We start from the raw sequence: 19,799 nt of genomic DNA, 5'->3' as shown, positions 1-19,799 counted from the left end.
AAAACAGTCTTTAAAAACCTCATATTTTGCGAATATTCTTATAATATTTTCCGTTATTTTATAAGAATATTTGCCGAACATTAAAATTTTTAATGTAGTTCATCGACTATTTTAACAATTCATCGATTAAATGAGGGTTCCCAAAACCCTATCAAATTGTAGCTCGTAGATGTGTATATCTTTGCGCGGTTCGAAAAGTCTTATGCCAGCATAACAAATTGATAGAAAACATTTAACATGAAAAAAACTTTACTTTTATTCTTATTATTGCCTTTTTTTGGATTTGCTCAAACTGCTTTAGTAAAATGGGATGCTTCAAATTCTGGAAATAGATACGCTCCAGTTTCAGCAGAAACAATCAATGGGGATGTATTATCAGGAACAGTATCTAATCAATACATATTTGAAAATACTACCGATACTTTTTTCAGCAGTTTAGACTGGCCAACTCCTCAAAGCAAAGGAGGCTTATATGACTCTACAAAGTATATTCAATTTGCATTATCGCCTAAAACAGGAAAAAAAGTAGATTTAAGCACTTTTACTTTCGAATGTCGCGGAGCTGATGCTCAAAAGTTCATAATTAAATACTCTAAAAAATCAGATTTTTCCTCTGGCGTGTTTGATCTTTTAACAGAAACATCAAATACAAGTAGTTTTAAACAACATATATTAAATTTTTCGGAAGAAATAAATCCTGTTTTACCTACTGAAACTGTATACGTTAGAATTTACGCATATTACACTAATAATGCATTTCAAATAAGAACAGGAAGCACGAATTATGTTCCAACTATCAATGGTACAGTTTCAAATTTTGATTCTACTAAAATCTTAGCGATTAATGATTATATTACAACTACAAAAGATTTAGCTGTCAACATAAATCCGCTAAGTAATGATGTTAACAAAGCCAATGTAAATTCTTTAGTTATTACCACACCTCCAAATGCTGCTCAGGGAAGCGTAATAATTAATCCTGATAATACCCTAACTTTTAATCCTACAGCAGGATTTACTGGCACTTCTTCTTTTAATTATTCAATTTCAAACGGAACAGAAACATCTACTGGAACTATAAAAGTAACTGTAAATGAAGACACCACTAATTTCCTATCACTTTGGAATGGGGCAGATCGTAGCTTTAATCCAGTCGTAAAACAATATGTAGATGCGAACTCTCCAATTACAAAGGCAGGTTCGAATATAGGACTAGTATACGTATTTGAGAATCCAGAAAATGCCTTTTTTCAAAGTACCGGTTGGCCTAATCCATCTTATAATCCAAGTATCCCAGATAAGGCAGATGAAACTAAATACATCCAATTTAAAATAGCCCCCGATTCTAAACATAAATTAAATCTTAAACAATTTAACTTTACTTATAGAGCAAATGGCCAAAAATTTTTAGTAAAATATTCTAAGAACTCAGATTTTAGCAGTGGCGCACAAACTTTAATTCCGGACAGCAATGTCGCTTCTTCATGGACACCGGTAACTAATAATATTGCATCTGGTCTAAACACACTGTCTCCTGGAGAAACGCTATATATTAGATTTTATGTTTACGCTAGTAACAATACCTTTGAAATAAAAAATGGAAATGGAAATAGCGAAGGACCAGTAATTACTGGAACAATTGACGATGTTTTCACTTTAAGAGCTAAAAATGATTTTGTTTCAACTCCGTCAAATAAAGCGGTAACCATTCCAATTTTAGATAACGATGTTATTGGTGGTTATCCGTTACAAACCATAACCGTAACTCAGCCAACGAATGGTACTGTAACAGTAAATGGTCTTAATAATATTACTTTTACACCATCCGCAAGTTTCACTGGATCTGCTACATTCACTTACACTCTTAGAAATACTAATTCCGATTATTCTTCTGCTACTGTTACCATTAATGCTACAGCTCCTCTTTGTACTCCAACTGGAGATCAAACTTCTTTTGGATCTAATGCTTGGATTGGCTATGTTTATAAAATGGCAAATAATGCTGCCATGCCTCCAAATGTTTCATATCCAGCTTTACCAAATACTAGTATTGCAACGTACATAGGAATTGTAACTGAAAACAAAAACTTTGATAGAAATATTGGAGGTGGTTCTGTTACTGGACAGACTTCAAATTTTGCTTGTGACGCTGCTCCTTCTGACCGATTCTTTGTGCGATATAAAATGCTTGCTGATATTACTGAAGCTGGCGTATATAGTTTTGATGTTGGAAGCGACGATGGAGTAAGACTTTACATCGATGATGCAGCTGTTCCAGTTATAACAAGATGGAATGGTCACGGTTTTACTATGGATTACGCTACACAAAATTTAACTGTAGGCCAACATAAATTTGTTCTAGAGTATTATGAAGACGGTGGAGATTCAAGAGTTTCTTTTTTCATTGGCATACAAAAAGGAAATCCTACTGAATATGGAGACAAAGTATGGAACGTTTATGGTTATGTTAACAACGATATAACCTTACAAAATGTTAGATATGCTGGCTATTATGTTGATCCTCATTTAAATCCTGATTCAACAAATTATTGGCCAAAAGACAAATCACCTTCGTCTGCAACCATCTGGCAAGGTTCTCAAGTACCAGACAACAATTTTACTGTGGTTTACAAACGCAAAGGTTTCGATTGTGGATTATATCAGTTAAAACATATGAACCATGATGATGCTGTTCAGCTTTATATCGATGATAAATTAATCTTTTCTAGAGATGGGTGGGACAATACAACTTATTTAATTAACGGAGGAGACCTTTACCCTTTAAACAGTGAGTCTAGAGTAGAAATACGTTTAAGAGAAGATGGTGGTGATGCTAATCTTGGAATTAATTTTACCAAAACGGATATTGTATACAATGGAACTGGCACTATTCCGAATGGTAGCTCTTTAGTGATAAGTGCAAATACAGAACTAAAGTCAGATATTACAGTTTGTTCTTGTACTGTAAATCCGAATATCACATTAACAGTTCCAAAAGATGTTACTTTAACTGTTGATGAAAATGTAAACGTTGGTACAGGAGGAAAGCTTTTAATTTTAGACGGAGGATCATTTCTTCAAACTTCTACAAGTAAAAATATGTTTACAGGAAGCAATACTGCTTTTGAAATTCAGAGAATAACCGAAATTCGTCGTTTTGATTTAACGTATTGGTCATCACCAGTAGACAATCCAGATTTTAAAATGAGTACTTTGTCTCCTGAAACTTTATTTGATAAATTTTTCTATTGGACTTCTGATTTCAAATGGGCAACGGATTTGTACGGGAAAAAGACAATGGAACCTGGAAAAGGATACAGCATTAGAGGTCCACAGTCTTTTGATACTCAAAATCCTTCTAACTTTACTGGAAAATTCTATGGAAAACCAAACAATGGAAATATTTTGATTCCGATTACGCCTGATAAATACCATTTTGTTGGAAACCCTTACCCATCTGCTATTGATGCTCGAAAATTCATTAGAGATAACGGAGAAGTTGGACCTTTATACTTTTGGACACACGTTTCGCCTCCAAAAAAAGAGAATGGCAGCAATACTTACACCTACAGCAGTCCAGATTATGCAGTACTAACATTACTGGGATCTACAAAAGCGACAACGGGAGGAGAAGAGCCTTCAGGATATATTGGAGTAGGACAAGGTTTCTTTATTAAACCAAGAGTTACTTCGGTAACCTTTACTAATGAGCAACGTGTAAAAGCACAAAACACACAATTTTATAAAACGACGGCTAAAGAAACTGAAGTTGAAGTAAATCGTTTGTGGTTAAATTTAAGTAATACCGAAGACGCCTTTAAACAACTTCTAGTGGGTTATGCAGAAGGAGCATCAAACAGTTATGATCATAACTATGATGCAACTACAATGTCAGGTAATTCTTTTATCGATTTTTACACCATAAATGAAGCTAAAAAACTTACTGTTCAAGCAAGAGCTTTACCTTTTGATAATACAGATACTGTTCCTCTTGGCTATAAAACAACTGTTAGTAGCGAACTTACAATCTCGATAGATCATGCAGATGGATTTTTTAACAAACAAGCGGTTTATCTAGAAGATAAAACAACAGGAACAATAACAGATCTTCGCGCTTCAAATTATACTTTCAAAACAGCTGCAGGAACTTTTACAGAGCGTTTTGTATTACGTTACACCAATAAAACATTAGGCACAGATGATTTTGAAAATGTAGAAAATGGAGTTTTAGTTTCGATAAAATCAAAAGTAATAAATGCCGTTAGCGGAACTGAAAACATTAAAGAAGTACAGATTTATACTATAGGCGGACAATTGCTTTACAACAAAAGCAAAATAGATGCAAAAGAATTAGAGATTACAAATTTACATTCTAGTAATCAAGTTTTACTAGTAAAAGTAATTCTAGAAAATGGTCATGTAGTCACAAAGAAAATCATATTTAATTAAAAAACAAGAAACCCATCAGTAATGATGGGTTTCTTGTTTTTATTCTTCTTTCAACTCGTCAATTACTTTCTTTATCTCTTTGGCGTATTTTCCATAAAACTTTTGGACCCACCATTCTAAAGAAATTCCCATAGAAAGTATCGTAAATACAATGATAGCAAAAAAACCAAATAATTGTCCGTTAGTAAATTCGTGATTTAATAAACCTGATTTTTCAGAAAGCCCATAAAAATAAAAGCCCAATAAGTAAACAACTATAAAAGGAGTCAAAGAGAAGCCAAATGTTTTGTACAATTCCATATTCAGTCTAATATCAAAATACGTCTCATACAAACTGTCTTTTGTTTTCAATGTTGTTGCGTTCAATCTTTTAAAAAAGAAATATAATTTTACTAAATAATAAACGCAAACAGCCAAAAACAAGCTATAGATTAAATAGTATAAAAAAATCATCTGTTCATTAAAGTGACAAATTATCGGAATTGCTGCCATAGAAATTATCGATAAAATTTGATAGACAAATTCATTTTTTAGATTTGTTCTGATTTTGTCTAAGGGCGTATTAGCAGATTGAATCTTTTCTAAGTTTGATGGCAGAACAACATTTTCAGTTTTTTCGTTATTCCATGCATTTTGTATATCGTTAAAATCCATATCCTTGTTTTTTAATAATTTCTTTTAATTTTTCTTTAGCTCTATTCAGTTTCACTCTAGCATTTCCTTCAGATATTCCTAGATTCTCTCCTATTTCTTTATGAGAGAAACCTTCCAGTTGGTAGAAAATGATAGCTTTATCTATTTTTTCGAGTTTCTGTACTGCTTTGTAAAAATGATCCAACTGACTTTCTTTTATATGAGAATCTCCTTCATCCTCTTTGACATTCTCTGAAGCGATTTCATATCTGTCTACCTTCCGTTTTTCTTTCCTCAAAAAGACAATTGCCGTATTTACTGCTACTCTGTACATCCATGTCGAAAACTGGCTTTCGTTCCGAAAAGATTCATATGATTTCCAGAGTTGGCATACAATCTCCTGAAACAAATCCTGCTGATCATCAGAATTATCCATATACATCTTAGAAACTTTATACAAAATTCCTTTATGGCTTTCTATTCGATTTAAAAACTCTTGTTCCTTCTCTCTCAAAGCAGATTTAGTTCATTACAGGTTTTACAGTATATCCTTCTTTTCTCAATAAATTAATAACTCCATACTCACCTCCTAAATGCGCTGCGCCAACAGCTATGAAAACACTATTTTGCTTCAGTAACTCCGGCATTTGTTTTACCCAGTTTAGATTTCTATCATCAAGAATCTGCTTTTTAGTTTTATCACTTGTAAATCGCTTATCTGTACTAAATGCATACATCGCTTCAAGGTTTTCTTTTTTGTAGGCATCTACTAATTCGACTGTTTCTTCAGGAGTTGATTCTTCCAAAAGCGCCAGCATCTCATCATTAGAATAAGCATTTTCAAGAATTTCGAATTGAGCTTTAACAGATTCTAATCCCGAAATAGAAACATTCTTTTTTTGGGCTGCATCTGAAAACTCCATTTCATAAAACTTCAAATCTGTACAACCAAAACTTTTCATAGAAATTAGGCTCAAAACAGTCAAAAGACTAAAACTGTCTACTTGCTGTATCGACATTCCGGTACTCTTTTTTAAAATAGAATCTAATTTTGTAAGTTGTTCTGGTGTTAGCTTTTTACTCAAAGGTTCTTTTCCCATTGCCAATTGCTGCATTTGGCTCATTTCGTTCGGATCTGTAAAGTTGATTTCTAAAAACAATTTGTCCGATTTCTCAAAAGCATTTTTGGCTTTTTCAGATAAAAAATAATCTTTTGAACAGATCATATGAATCGTTCCGTATAAATAAGAAGATTTTTGAAGTCCTTTTCCTGAAACTTCCCAAAGAAGAGAATTTTCCAGTTTTGAAGTTTTGCTTTGAGCTGAAATGTCATTACAAACAAAAAAGAAGAATATAAGTAAAGTTGCTATAAATTGAAATCTGGTTTTCATGATTTAATATCGTTTATTTGATTACAGTGTGTAAGTAATCGAAAAAACAAAACGTTACAAAAAACTTTACTCTTTTTTCAAATTTAAGTCTTGAAAAATCAGAATCTAAAAAACAAAATCTCTAACCAATTCCAAAACCTGATTAATTTCTTCCTGCGAATTATAACTGTGAATACAAAAACGAAGTCGTTCCTGATTTTCTGGAACAATTGGCGAAACAATTGACTGCACATCGAATCCTTTATTCTGAAGTTCTTCTGCCAATTTTTTGACATTTTCATTGCCTGGAACAATTGCAGAATGTATGGGTGATTTACTGTGAACGAACATTGGTTTTAAACCCAGCAAATTTTTCTGCTGATTAAAAAACACAATATTCTGGCGAAGCTTTTCGATAGTCTCTTTTTCGATTTCTAGTTGCTGATAAGCCATAAAAATTGCTGCCACAGCATGAGGAGACAAAGCGGTTGTAAAAATAAAACTGTGTGCAAAATTGATTAAATATTCTCTAAGATCAACACTTCCTAAAATTGCCGCTCCTTGAGATCCTAAACCTTTACCAAAAGTTACGATTCGAGCAAAAAATTTATCATGTAACTGCAGATACTGAGTTAGTCCTTCGCCTTTTTCTCCAAAAACACCCAAAGCGTGCGCTTCATCAACAATTAAATAACAATTGTATTTTTCTGAAAGCTGTATCAACTCTTCTAAATTCGGACTATCTCCATCCATAGAAAAAACAGTTTCGGTTACAATATAAATTGTGGCATCTGGAAATTTAAGAATGTAGTTTTCTAAATCTTCAAAATCATTGTGAATATAATGATGTGAATTTGCTCGAGACATCGCGATACCATCCTTTATAGAAGCGTGACATAATTCATCATACAAAACAACATCATTCTCTTGCGGTACAGCGCTAAAAAATCCTAAATTGGCATTGTATCCCGAATTGAAAATTAAAGACGCTTCTGCTTCATGAAATTGAGCTATAAAGCTTTCTGCAATTGGATAAAGAGAATGGTTTCCTGAAGTTAATCTAGAACCTGTAGCTCCATTTTGAAAAATCTCATTTTCTAGCAAATAAGCATGAATGTGTTTGAATAAAGTTTCCGATTTAGAAAATCCGATGTAATCATTAGAAGAAAAATCAATGAGATTATTAAACACAGGAAGTTTTCGAAAACTATTTTCCTGTTTACAATTTTCTAATTTACGATTAAGATTTTCTGGCAGCTTCATAAAACCAAAGTTAAGCAATTCATTTTAGAATTAACAAAACAGCGGATTATATGAAATCCGCTGTTTTTCTAAATTTAAATGGTACTAATAAAAGGCGATTGCCTACTATAGTTTGACTCGATCATTTCTTTTATCATAAATTTCGAAATATCAAAAGCAGAAATTTTTTCGCCCAAGCAATCTTCAAGATTTACACCGATTTCAGAACTGTCATCAGAAAAAACAATAAAAGGAACACGAACCTGTGTCCAATCTATCTTACTATCAACCAAAAGATCATAGGTTAATTGTCGGTCTTTTTGGATTTCAGGAAAATTCGTCTTCATCCAATCGGTTGCCATAATGGTCTTTAGGCTCTTCTTATCAAATGGAGTATCTATATTTAACCCCGCCAATAAAACATACCGCTCAATACCGTTACGTTTCATGACATTCAAAACATTCCTCGTTGCCTGACTGGCAACCATAGGCTCTCCTGGTCTTTGACCAATTGTGCTGAGCACTGCTTGACAATCTTTAAGCAATAAGTTTATTGATTCTTCATTAATAGCATCACCTTTAATGATTTCTATTTTTGAGTTTTTAATGGTAAAATCGTCCGGATTTCTCAATAGAAGTTTTACACTAAATCCGTTTTCTAATAACTGGTTTACAAGATATTTTCCAGTTCTTCCGCCGCCGCCAAGAACAGCAACTTTTAATATATTTTTCATATATATTCTTTATAAAATTTGACATAAGAAATGTTGCTTCATTGTCTAATTATGAAGCAAAACCGCAAAAGCTTACTGAGCTTTTACTATTGATCAAATATTTTATAAAGAGATTCTGATACTTCAAAAGTAATAAAATAAAAAAAGCCAGACAATACTGTCTGGCTTTTCTGCTTATTTTGAAAAAATTGTCTTAGTCAACTAAAACAATTATCTTATTGTTTTTCATTTCGATTGTTCCTGACTTAATCTCTAAAGTATAAGTTTGGTCATTAACTCTCGTAAATTTATCAGCAGCCTCTTTAGAAAAATTGAAGCTTGGAGCTGCAATTTTAATTGTTCCCTCTTCTAAGATAGAAACAATTGGCGCGTGATGATTTAAAATCTGAAAACTTCCATTAACTCCTGGCAAAGTAACCGATGTTACCTCCCCTGAAAATAATTTCGCTTCTGGTGATACTATTTCTAAAATCATATTTTTTAAGTTAGAAGTTATTTGTTAAAAGTTAAAAGTTACAAAACGTACAACCTTTAACTTCTAACTTTTAACTTTATTTTTATGCTTCAGCTAACATTTTCTCTCCAGCCTCGATTGCATCTTGAATAGAACCTTTCAAGTTGAAAGCTGCTTCTGGAAGGTGATCTAACTCACCATCGATAATCATGTTAAATCCTTTGATAGTATCTTTAATATCAACTAATACACCTGGGATACCTGTAAATTGCTCTGCTACGTGGAATGGCTGAGACAAGAAACGTTGTACACGACGTGCTCTTGCTACTGAAAGTTTATCCTCTTCAGATAACTCTTCCATACCAAGGATAGCAATGATATCTTGTAATTGTTTGTATTTTTGAAGAATCTCTTTAACTCTTTGCGCACAGTCGTAGTGCTCGTTTCCTAAAATTTGAGGAGTTAAGATTCTAGAAGTAGAATCTAACGGGTCAACCGCAGGGTAGATACCTAACTCAGCAATTTTACGTGACAATACCGTTGTTGCATCTAAGTGGGCGAAAGTTGTAGCTGGCGCCGGGTCAGTTAAGTCATCCGCAGGAACGTAAACCGCTTGTACAGATGTAATAGATCCTTTGTTTGTAGATGTAATACGCTCTTGCATTGCACCCATTTCAGTTGCCAATGTTGGTTGGTAACCTACCGCAGATGGCATACGACCTAAAAGTGCCGATACCTCAGAACCTGCTTGAGTAAAACGGAAGATATTATCAACGAAGAATAATACGTCTTTACCTTGGTCAGATCCAGCTCCATCACGGAAATACTCAGCGATAGATAATCCTGAAAGTGCTACACGTGCACGAGCTCCAGGTGGCTCATTCATTTGTCCAAAAACGAAAGTAGCTTTAGACTCTCTCATTCCTGGCATATCTACTTTAGATAAATCCCATCCTCCATTTTCCATAGAGTGCATGAAATCATCACCGTATTTAATAATTCCTGACTCTAACATCTCACGAAGCAAGTCATTTCCTTCACGTGTTCTTTCACCTACTCCTGCGAATACAGAAAGTCCACCGTGACCTTTTGCGATATTGTTGATCAACTCCTGAATCAATACTGTTTTACCAACACCAGCACCACCGAACAATCCAATTTTACCCCCTTTTGCGTAAGGCTCGATCAAATCGATTACTTTAATACCTGTGAATAAAACTTCAGATGAAGTTGATAAATCTTCGAATTTTGGAGCTTGTCTGTGAATTGGCAAACCGTTTTCTCCAGTTTTTGGCAAATCACCTAAACCATCAATTGCATCTCCAACAACATTAAATAATCTTCCATATACATCTGGACCGATTGGCATTTGGATTGGATTTCCAGTTCCAACTACTTCATATCCTCTAGACAAACCGTCTGTAGAGTCCATAGAGATTGTACGAACAGTGTTTTCCCCAATGTGAGATTGTACTTCTAGAACTAAGATAGTTCCGTCTTTTTTAGTGACTTCTAGTGAATCATAAATTTTTGGAAGTTCAACATCTTTACCGTTGAAAACTACGTCAACTACTGGTCCAATGATTTGAGCAACTTTTCCTATTACTTTTGACATTACTTATGTATTTATTAAATAGCTATTTAGGTTTATCGAAAATACCTCTTTTTTCAGAGCGCAAAGATAATTTTTTAAAATATAAAATCAATTTTTTTTTCATAAAAAATAGCATGATTTTGTTTGATTCATAAAACTTGGCTAAAAAATAACAAAAACAGCATTTTTTTATTAAATGAAAAAAACCGCTTCATTGGTAAAATGAGCGGTTTTAAGGTTAAAAATAGTTATACATTATAATGTAGCCGGAAATAGAACTTGATAATTACCAATATCTACACCTTTTAAGTTAGAACCATATTTAGCATTAATCGCTTGGATAAACTTATTAGCAATAAAAGCATATCCTCTTGGAGATGGATGAACGCCATCTAAAGAAAACATACCGCCAGTAACAAATGTCGCTTTTAATGTAAAGCTGTTCATTGTAACTCCGCTTGGTTTGTTTAGATCATCCATAATGTTTTTAGCATCAACCATTGCCAAGCCATTTGCTTCAGCCACTGCTTTAATTACAGAATTATATGCTGTAGTAGCCACTTCAATCTCTGTCACTTCAGAAGGCAATAAAACATATCTGTCTGGTAATGGAAAAGTAATTCCTAATTGAGAGAGTGAAGCAGAAGGAGAAGCGATTCCGTCAGCAGCTACCGATGGCGCTTTTCCAATTCTTGATGAAGCTCCTAAAACAATTAAATCTGTAGGAAGCGCTTGTCTTGCTCTTCCAAAAATCATTCCCATTGCCGTAGCAGTATTAACATCTAATCCGCCACCCATTAGCACTGCTTTTAAATTGGCCGACAAATCTGGTAACGTTTCATCTACTATTAGCAACGGATTATTTCCTGTTGCAGACAAAAGTTTAATCCTATCCCCTTGCCCTAAAAATTTCAATGCATTACTCAATGGCCCATACAATTGTGCATTTAAAGTACCAACCATACTCGCTCCTCCAACTGTTAAATTAGCCTGAGTAAGCTGATTGTATGCTATCACATGAAAATGAGGAAGAGTGGTAATATTTGGCAAATTAGCTATAACTCCTTTTCTTCCGCCTGCAACAAGCTGAGCGACTAAGCCTTTATAAGCTGCCTCAAAAGTCGCTGGGGGCGTTAATGGATTTACAGTAGGATCTCCACCTGCAGTAGCATACCCCAACTCATCATTCCCTCCAATCCATAAAGAAAAGAAAGTTGGATTTTGACTTAAAGCATCAGCCAAAACAGTTGTTGTCGCGCTAGATGCAAAACGAGCAAAATAAGGATTTGCCGTTCCTGTAGCAACACCTGCAACATTACCATAACCAGGAGCAAGCAAATGGAAGCTTTTTGCTCCAGGAACTCCTAAATTATTAAATGTTCCTGACAAATGAGCCGTAACCTCAGTTGTTGGCACTCCCGTAACCGGCACAGGTGTTCCATTAAAATACAAACGCGGTCCAGCAACAACATTTCCTCCTAAAAGCAAACCGCCGATATTATCATTTGCAAAAGGCGTTTTGAATTCGCCACCGCCCACTAGAGCGAATTGCTGCGCTAAAATATTCGGATAGGCTCCCTCTTGACCTTTAATAAACAAAGCATTATCACTAAATCCTGCCGCAAAAGAATCTCCTAAAGCAACATATTTGGCAAAATCAGCACTTCCAGAAGTCAAAGGCTTACCATCAGACGACTCTACTGGAGGAGTCACATCATCATCACTATTACAAGCCATAAAGGTTAACGAAACCAATAAAAGCCATTTGAAATTTTTTATCATAATTTGTAATTTTTTATAATTATCTGTTTCCAAATCTGCATCGAGAAACATAAATAATGAATTTGAATAAGAGTTAATAATCAATTACGGATTAATAGTCCAAGAAGCAAAATACTGCTGTCCGATTAATCCAGCTCCAATTACTTGATAGTATTCTTTACCACCAATATTAGCAGCTCCTAATTTTACTACCGATTTCAATTTCGGAATTCCATAATTAATCTGAGCATCAATTACAGTTGCCTCTTTAATTATACCATCAGCAAAACCAGCCTGCCATAAATATTCACTATTCCATCTTCCGCTAACATTAAATCCGAAATTCTTAAACAGCTTATCATTTCCAATTGACATTTTAATTCTATGTTTTGGCGTATTAAATCCAGGCTCAAAACTTGGATCTTTTGCTTGATCAAAATCAAACTGAGCATAGTTATAGTTCACTCCCAACTCAAAGTTTGAAATAATTTTTCTAGAAAGTCCAACTCCAAATCCCAATGAATTTATTTCTACATCTGAATTTGTATACAATTGATATGTTCTATATTCTCCATTTTGAAGCGCTCTAATTGACTGAACTCCTGGATCAGAAGTTCCCGCAGCAATGTTAGGATTATCTTGAGCAGTTCCGTAGAAAGGAGAAACTACATTTAAATTTCCAATAAAATTGTTGTAAATATTGTAGTATCCATTAATATCTATTGATGTACCTTCAAAAACAGAACGGTATCCTAACTCAAAAGCTTTTACTTCTTCTGGCTTAACATAATTAGCTCTAGATTTTTTCAACAGCGCAGCAGCACCTACTGGATCTGTTCCTGCCATTGCAGAAAATGCAGTTACCGAACTTGCTATATAAGAGTTCCCATAAGCATCATTACCATTCATAACTTTTGTTGGACTTCCAGTATAAAGCTGGCCTTCTGCACTTAAATTGAATGTTTCGTTAAATCTAGTTAAGTTATCAGGAGCAGAACCCAACAATACTGCATTTCCAATATTAAATCCTATGTATTGATCTTGAGTTGTTGGATTTCTAAAACCTGTTTGGAAAGATCCTCTGAAATTATGATTTCTTTTTTCACCTGCAGAATACACAAGAGATAAACGTGGAGAGAAATTGCCATCAAAGTTTTTAGATTTATCGTAACGAATAGATCCCGTAAACTTCAATCTGTCGTCCATAAATTTTTTCATCAATTGTGCATATGCACCATATTCATTATAATTTATCTGACTATTAGCATCTGTATAGATTCTTCCGTGAGAGTTTAATTCATACGCTCTAAAAGAACCTCCAACTTGAATTTCAGCAAATTTTATTACATCTCTAAAATTATAATTTGCATCTGAGTGATACATTTTTGAATTATCAACCAATCTTGATCCAGTTAAAACGTCTGGATCATTTATAACCTGATTGAACGCATTGTTAAACTGAGGCGTTCCTGGTAAAAAACGGCCTGTATCTGCTGTAGATCTAGCCGCTGCATGTGCTTGCTGCGGATTCATTCCTGCCAAAGTTCCTTGTATGAAAGCCCCAGCATATTGACCAAACCAAGTATTATCGTCTTTCCATTTTCTATTTACATTAATACCGGTAAAAATCATATCATAAGAATTTCCTCCATCCTCTCCAGTCATATAACCTCTTACAAAAAAGTTTTTCCCTTTAAGCTCTAATTTATTCTGATACATAAAAAAGTTATTCAAATAATACCTGTTTGCCCCTTGATAAACAGCATTACCAGTACCAATTTTACTCTGCCAGATAACTTCCAACCTTTCATCTCCAAAAGGTCTTGCATGCAAAGAGAAATCAACTTTCATATTCGCCGCTTTATTATCTGTCAAATCAATTTCATTATACCCTGTTCTACTAACCATAGAATTCGGCAAAAGATTAGATGCCCCAGCTGGAATCAAACCCATTGCTTCTAACTTCTGACCAACACCTTTAATATTTGTAGCCGCTTCATCTCCATACACGTTAATTCCATCATAACTAGGGTTCGTTCTATCAACACCTCCCCTAGTCTTGTCATTATAATTTGTAGCATACCAATCAGTAGCCTGCATGTAAGTAATGTTTGCTTTAGCCGCAATATATTTATTAAAAGCACGAGCAAATCGAACACCAAAATCATAATAGCCATTTGTGCCTGCAGCCTCTTGAGAAGTTACCCCATACTTTAAATAAGCCGAAACTCCCTGATCTACAAACGGGCTTTTACTAGTCATAAACAAAATCCCATTAAAAGCATTAGCCCCGTATAGAGCAGATGATGCTCCTGGAAGCAACTCCACACTTTGAACATCAATTTCCGAAACCCCAATCATGTTTCCTAAAACAAAATTCAATAACGGAGACGAATTATCCATTCCATCTACTAGCTGCATAAAACGAGTATTCGCTACAGTAGCAAACCCCCTAGTATTTATCGACTTGAACGACATACTACTTGTGTTCATCTGCACTTCTTTCATATTTTCTAAACCATCATAAAAAGAAGGAGAAGCTGTCTTTTTGATTTCCTGAACCCCCATTCTCTCAATGGTTACAGGAGACTCCAGAACTCTTTCTGGCGTTCTTGATGCAGAAACTACAATTTCATCCAATTTTGTTTCTTCATCTTTTAAAATCACATTTACTTTTTGATTTGCAGCTGTTACGCTTATCGTTTTAGTCTCAAATCCTACTGCCGAAACCTTTATCGAAAAAGGTGGCTTAGCATTAGTAGTCAATTTAAACGATCCATCGAAATCAGTAGAAGCACCACTATTTTCTCCGACAACAACAACATTAGCACCAGGGATAGATTGCTTATTAGCATCTGTAACCGAACCAGTAATTGTATTCTGCGCAAAGGACACTCCGCTGAATAACAACATAATTAGCAAGTAGACTCTCATTTTGGGTTAGTTTTTCGTTAGTATATATAGCCAAAATAAGAAAATATTTTAATATGTATAAAAAAACGTTAAATAAAATCAATATTTACCATCAAATTATACAATATTTTAACTATTTATTAATTCAATTTATTATAATAAAAACAAATAAAATGACAAGAAAAACCAATATACTATGCATACATATAAATTTTAATGAAAAAACTGAAAATTTCACAAAAATACATATGCCTAAAAAAATTATTGACAATAAAAAAAAGCGAGACCTAAATCTCGCTTTTTTAACATATTAATATTTAATAGAATTTTTATTCTACTGTAACCGACTTTGCTAAGTTACGTGGTTGGTCAACATTACAACCTCTCATTACAGCAATGTAATAAGAAAGTAATTGCAACGGAATTGTTGTAACTAACGGTGATAATGCATCTGAAGTTTCTGGAATTTCGATTACGTAATCTGCCAATTCGCGCACTTGAGTATCTCCTTTTGTAACCACAGCGATAATTTTACCACTTCTTGATTTAATTTCCTGAATGTTACTTACAATTTTATCGTAGTGCCCTTGTTTTGGAGCAATTACAATAACCGGCATAAATTCGTCAATTAAAGCAATCGGACCGTGCTTCATTTCTGCAGCTGGATATCCTTCTGCGTGGATGTATGAAATCTCTTTTAATTTTAATGCACCTTCTAAAGCAACAGGGAAATTATATCCTCTACCTAAATAAAGACAGTTTGGTGAATCTTTAAAAGCAGCGGCAATTTCTTTTGCTTTATCATTAGTTTCTAACGCTTCAGCAACTTTCTCAGGAATAATTTCTAATTCTTGAAGATACGTATGGAAATCTGTGTTTGACAATGTTCCTTTTGCTTTTCCTAAACGTAAAGCAATCATCGTCAGAACAGTAATTTGAGTAGTAAATGCTTTTGTAGAAGCTACTCCAATTTCTGGACCTGCGTGTGTATAAGCGCCTGCATGACTTTCTCTAGAAATAGAAGAACCCACTACGTTACAAACTCCAAATACAAATGCTCCGTTTTCTTTAGCTAATTTAATAGCCGCCATAGTATCTGCAGTTTCACCAGATTGCGAAATAGCGATAACTACATCATCTTTGTTGATGATTGGGTTTCTGTATCTAAATTCAGAAGCATATTCAACCTCTACAGGAATACGGGTAAATTCCTCAAAGATATATTCTGCCACTAAACCTGCATGCCAAGAAGTTCCGCACGCTACAATTAAAATACGTTTTGCGTTTAAGAATTTCTCTAAATTATCTTCAACACCAGCCATTTGAACAATTCCTTCATTGGCGTGAAGTCTTCCTCTGTAAGTATCTTTAATGACACTTGGCTGCTCGTAGATTTCTTTCAACATGAAATGATCATATCCTCCTTTTTCAATCTGCTCCAAATTCATTTGAAGTTCTTGAATATATGGATCTACTAAAGAGTCATCTTGGATTTTTCTAATTTTAATTGGCTTATGCAATCTAATATTTGCCATTTCGCCATCTTCTAAATAAACTGCATTAGAAGTATATTCAATAAATGGCGAAGCATCAGAAGCAATAAAATATTCTCCTTCTCCAACACCAATTGCTAACGGACTTCCTAATCTAGCCGCAACAAGTTCATTCGGATTTTTTTTATCAAAAACAGCAATTGCATACGCACCAACAACTTGGTTTAATGCAACTTGAACAGCTTTACCTAATTTAAGATTTTCTTTCTTTTGAACCTCTTCTATTAAATTAACTAAAACTTCAGTATCTGTATCTGACTTAAAAGTATAACCTCTTTTGATAAGCTCCTCTTTTAAAGGTGCATAATTCTCTATAATTCCGTTATGAATAATTGCTAAATCACCAGAATTAGAAAGATGAGGGTGCGAATTCACATCATTTGGAACCCCGTGAGTAGCCCAACGAGTGTGTCCAATTCCAATATTACCGTTTATAGTAAAACCTTCATCGGCTTTAGCTTCAAGATCTGAAACTTTACCTTTTGTTTTGCAAACTTTAATGCCCGACTCGTTGTCATACAACATAACGCCGGCACTATCATATCCTCTGTACTCCAGACGCTTTAATCCCTTTATTACAATAGGATAAGCATCTCGATGACCGATATATCCAACAATTCCACACATATATATTTATTAATTTGGTTTCGTATAGTACACCTCAAGTTTCAATCTTTTATCTTCTGGAGTAGAAGCAGAGACTTTTCCTCCATATATGATTGTCCCAAGAGGATTTAATAATGATGTCCTCGGCACTACCGGAGTAATAGCATTTTTCTCCTTAAGCGCATTAAACGCAACTGTAGTTGGGCTTAGAGAAACAACCAAGCCTAAATCAACATTTTTAACTGTAGCATCTTTTACTAAATTACGAATATGGCTCGTGATTCTAATTTTATAGCTTTTACCTCTTTTATCAGTACCTTTACTAATTACTCCACCATAAGCAGATACAGCATCTGTAGAGTAATCTGCCAAAATGGTATTATCTGTCAAATTGTACAAATACACTCTATTTGGCTCTTGTGCACCAGCCATTTTATCAGCATCGATATAGAAAACCAAATTAGCTTCGTTTACTTTCCAATTCTTAATAGTAACATTACTTCTAATTTCGTCCAATTGGTCAGAAACTCCATTCGCTCCATTTACTACCGCACCATTAGAATCATAACTTAAAACATCTGTTGGATTAAAAAGTTTTATCACCGCCAAAGAGCCTACTCCACCTTTTAAATAAAGCCTTTCATCTCCATCTGTTTTATTTACGTTTGTTGTTATAGCACTTTGGTAATCTGCATTTCTAGTATCTTGTAGAAAATTAGCCGTGGTTGTAGAAGTACCTTTCAAGTTCAAAAGAATCTCCTTGTCTTCGGTAGCTTCTGGATCATCTGTAGTTGAGCTAGTTTTTGCTTTATATTTAATTGTAATAACACCTTTAGAAAAATCCATCAGTGCCAAACTACTCGGATTAGATCCCGATTTCTCAACATTAAAGTACAAACCTCTAAAATATTCTTGAAAAACATCTTCTGCAGCAAGCTTTGAAGCATCTGCATTTAATATCCTATCTTGAAAAAACTGCTTGTCAAGCTGCAGTGTCATTTGAGGCGCTTTTCTTGTAGTTGTTTCTACTTTAGTAGTAGGATCTGTTGTTTTTATTACAATTTCTTTTGCATCAAAAAAGAATTCATCATTTTGCAAAACATCTCCATCATTCAATCTTGACCCAACTTTTTTACTCTCAAATTCACTGTTTTGATCTGTATAATAAAACTGTGGTAACTGGGTACCACCACTTAAATAACTGCTTCTCATCTGGATTCCAGACTCAAAAACACTTAATTTAATTTTTCCGTTTTTGTCTCCATAAATAGAATCTAATACATAAGTGGTATTTCCTTCATTATCTGTAGCTGTTGCATGACTGAAATATGGAATTTCAAGCACAACACTTTGAATTACTGGAGAATCCCCAACTTTTATAGGATAACTAGAAAGTCCTACCTGAGTTACAAAATTTGCCGTAGTGCTTGCAAAAAGCGGATTGTCTAAAATACCAAGAGCATTTGGTGTCATGGTATTGGACTGAATAGGGGTAACTTCTTGATTAAATGCTACAACATCGTATTTTTCAGCTTCAAGTCCAAAATGATCATCTCCAATCAAACCATCACCAATCGCATTAAAATCTTTGTCACAAGAATATAGAAAAACAGCCATTACAGCCAAAAGAGCTTTCTTAATAAAAGAAGTTTTATACATGTCAAAAAATAAAATTAAAATTTAAAGTCCAAATGTTCTATAGAAATTTGTATAAGCGTCAGCAAATGCATCTTTCGTGGCGAAAGGTAAAAAAGGTTTTCCTGAAGATTCTATAAATTTTGTTAAACTTGGAGAAACATTCTCTGATGCAATGATTACACCATCTGAATGTAAAATACTAGCTTTTAAAACATTCTCATAATTTGGCACTTCCAAATCTGACACTGCTTCATGAGGGACACCGTCAAATTTAACTTTATTTATCATTTCTAAATCTAGGTTCTCATCAAATGACTGCCCATAAACAGAAGTAATAATTTTCGTTTCAGAAAATAGGGCTTCGTGTTTATAATAATGCTTCATATAAATGGGTAGCATTGCCGCAAGCCAACCGTGAACATGTATGATATCTGGAACCCAGTTTAATTTTTTCACAGTCTCTACAACGCCTTTTGCAAAGAAAATTGCTCTTTCGTCATTATCTGGATATAAAGCGCCCTCTTCATCTGTAAAAGTGGCTTTACGTTTGAAATATTCATCGTTATCAATAAAATAAACCTGGATTCTTTCTTTCGGAATGGAAGCTACTTTAATAATCAACGGCATATCTAAGTCATTCACTACCAAATTCATCCCTGAAAGTCTAATCACTTCATGCAATTGGTGTCTTCTCTCATTGATATTTCCATATCTTGGCATGAAAATTCTTATCTGACCGCCTTGGTCATTAATCATTTTCGGAACGTCATAAGACATTAAAGAAACCTCATTTTCAGCCAAGTAAGGCACGACTTCAGATGATACATATAATATCCTCTTATCTTTCATAAT

General features: G+C 34.2%; 13 protein-coding genes. 1 reads left to right on the top strand and 12 read right to left on the bottom strand.

The genetic code is table 11. The annotated features are described in order from the left end of the window. The first annotated feature begins 237 nt into the window (after window positions 1-237). A complete protein-coding gene (locus AC3Y25_RS16235) occupies window positions 238-4,449 on the top strand; it encodes a DUF8693 domain-containing protein (RefSeq protein WP_489903448.1) in 4,212 nt (1,403 codons plus the stop codon). A 39-nt stretch (window positions 4,450-4,488) separates the two neighbouring features. Here the strand turns inward: AC3Y25_RS16235 and AC3Y25_RS16230 are convergent, their stop codons facing one another. The 12 genes from AC3Y25_RS16230 to AC3Y25_RS16175 form a co-directional block, all read right to left on the bottom strand. After that, on the bottom strand, window positions 4,489-5,103 hold the full coding sequence (locus AC3Y25_RS16230) for a hypothetical protein (RefSeq protein WP_489903447.1): 615 nt from the start codon (window positions 5,101-5,103) through the stop codon (window positions 4,489-4,491). Further along, window positions 5,093-5,596 (bottom strand): RNA polymerase sigma factor, encoded by a 504-nt coding sequence (locus tag AC3Y25_RS16225; RefSeq protein ID WP_379798558.1) that lies wholly within the window; start codon window positions 5,594-5,596, stop codon window positions 5,093-5,095. Before AC3Y25_RS16225 ends, AC3Y25_RS16230 begins: the two co-directional genes overlap by 11 nt. 7 nt (window positions 5,597-5,603) lie before the next feature. Beyond that, on the bottom strand, window positions 5,604-6,473 hold the full coding sequence (locus AC3Y25_RS16220; RefSeq protein WP_489903446.1) for a TraB/GumN family protein: 870 nt from the start codon (window positions 6,471-6,473) through the stop codon (window positions 5,604-5,606). A gap of 105 nt (window positions 6,474-6,578) precedes the next feature. Next, window positions 6,579-7,715: an aminotransferase class I/II-fold pyridoxal phosphate-dependent enzyme gene (locus AC3Y25_RS16215; protein ID WP_489903445.1), complete on the bottom strand. Its 1,137-nt coding sequence runs from the start codon at window positions 7,713-7,715 to the stop codon at window positions 6,579-6,581. Window positions 7,716-7,789: 74 nt separating this feature from the next. Beyond that, entirely contained in the window at window positions 7,790-8,428 is a 639-nt protein-coding gene (locus tag AC3Y25_RS16210; RefSeq protein WP_489903444.1) for an NAD(P)-dependent oxidoreductase, read from the bottom strand. 193 nt (window positions 8,429-8,621) lie between these two features. Next, window positions 8,622-8,903: a FoF1 ATP synthase subunit delta/epsilon gene (locus tag AC3Y25_RS16205; RefSeq protein WP_095928500.1), complete on the bottom strand. Its 282-nt coding sequence runs from the start codon at window positions 8,901-8,903 to the stop codon at window positions 8,622-8,624. A gap of 82 nt (window positions 8,904-8,985) precedes the next feature. Then, a complete protein-coding gene (gene atpD / locus AC3Y25_RS16200; protein ID WP_379798566.1) occupies window positions 8,986-10,497 on the bottom strand; it encodes a F0F1 ATP synthase subunit beta in 1,512 nt (503 codons plus the stop codon). Between the two features lie 234 nt (window positions 10,498-10,731). Beyond that, the gene (locus tag AC3Y25_RS16195) at window positions 10,732-12,258 is read right to left on the bottom strand and encodes a G-D-S-L family lipolytic protein (RefSeq protein WP_489903443.1); all 1,527 of its coding nucleotides are present in this window, start codon (window positions 12,256-12,258) and stop codon (window positions 10,732-10,734) included. An 84-nt stretch (window positions 12,259-12,342) separates the two neighbouring features. Beyond that, on the bottom strand, window positions 12,343-15,171 hold the full coding sequence (locus AC3Y25_RS16190; RefSeq protein WP_489903442.1) for a TonB-dependent receptor: 2,829 nt from the start codon (window positions 15,169-15,171) through the stop codon (window positions 12,343-12,345). Window positions 15,172-15,479: 308 nt separating this feature from the next. Continuing rightward, a complete protein-coding gene (gene glmS / locus AC3Y25_RS16185) occupies window positions 15,480-17,330 on the bottom strand; it encodes a glutamine--fructose-6-phosphate transaminase (isomerizing) (protein ID WP_489903441.1) in 1,851 nt (616 codons plus the stop codon). A gap of 9 nt (window positions 17,331-17,339) precedes the next feature. Then, window positions 17,340-18,968 (bottom strand): BamH family beta-barrel-assembly machinery protein, encoded by a 1,629-nt coding sequence (bamH, locus tag AC3Y25_RS16180; protein WP_489903440.1) that lies wholly within the window; start codon window positions 18,966-18,968, stop codon window positions 17,340-17,342. Window positions 18,969-18,989: 21 nt separating this feature from the next. After that, window positions 18,990-19,796 (bottom strand): glycogen/starch synthase, encoded by an 807-nt coding sequence (locus AC3Y25_RS16175; protein WP_095930313.1) that lies wholly within the window; start codon window positions 19,794-19,796, stop codon window positions 18,990-18,992. Window positions 19,797-19,799 lie beyond the last annotated feature (3 nt).

It is taken from the genome of Flavobacterium sp. LK-23, assembly GCF_058135255.1.
Note: the sequence above shows the minus strand (reverse complement) of the source record. Positions and strands in the feature narration are given on the sequence as shown.